This is a genomic window from Candidatus Thermoplasmatota archaeon (genome assembly GCA_022848865.1).
GTDB lineage: Archaea > Thermoplasmatota > Thermoplasmata > RBG-16-68-12 > JAGMCJ01 > JAGMCJ01.
Genome location: JAJISE010000104.1, coordinates 264 through 813 on the forward strand (window position 1 = coordinate 264; position 550 = coordinate 813).

1 rRNA gene (running past one end of the window) is annotated in these 550 nt (G+C 51.3%); it reads left to right on the forward strand.

The features are described 5' to 3' along the window. Positions 1–498, forward strand: a 23S ribosomal RNA gene (locus LN415_09875) (its annotated part extends 263 nt beyond the left edge of the window); the annotation flags it as partial. Positions 499–550 lie beyond the last annotated feature (52 nt).

A 550-nucleotide genomic window follows, 5' to 3' on the forward strand; every position in this document is an offset into this window, starting at 1 on the left:
GTGGGTTCTATAAATACGCGTAGAGCTCCTACGCGTTCTACAAAAATTAACCCGGGACTCGGCGGAGCATCTACGCTGAGTGGGAAGGTAACAGAGTTGTCACGAGTCAGAGCTCCTATCGACCTCGTGGCTTGCTTCCTCGATGTCGGCTCTTCCTATCCTGGGAGCGCACATATCGATTCTCGCAGAGGGGGTCGAGCGCATAACTCCCAAGGGTGGGGCTGTACGCCCATTAAAAGGGAACGTGAGCTGGGTTTAGACCGTCGTGAGACAGGTCGGATTCTATCTACTGGGTTTGTAGGTTGACTGAGGGTAAGGGAAAATCAGTACGAGAGGAACATTTTGCCGGCGCCTCTGGTGTACCGGTTGTCTGACAAGGCATCGCCGGGCAGCTACGCGCCAACTGATAAGTGCTGAAAGCATCTAAGCACGAAGCAGGTCCCGAAAAGAGTCATCCAATCTTACTTCATATTGTTCATGAAACGAGCTGTGTATTTTGTTTAGCTGGGTTGATAAGGATCTCCTGTGAGTTCCGGAAGTCGACTCAAAA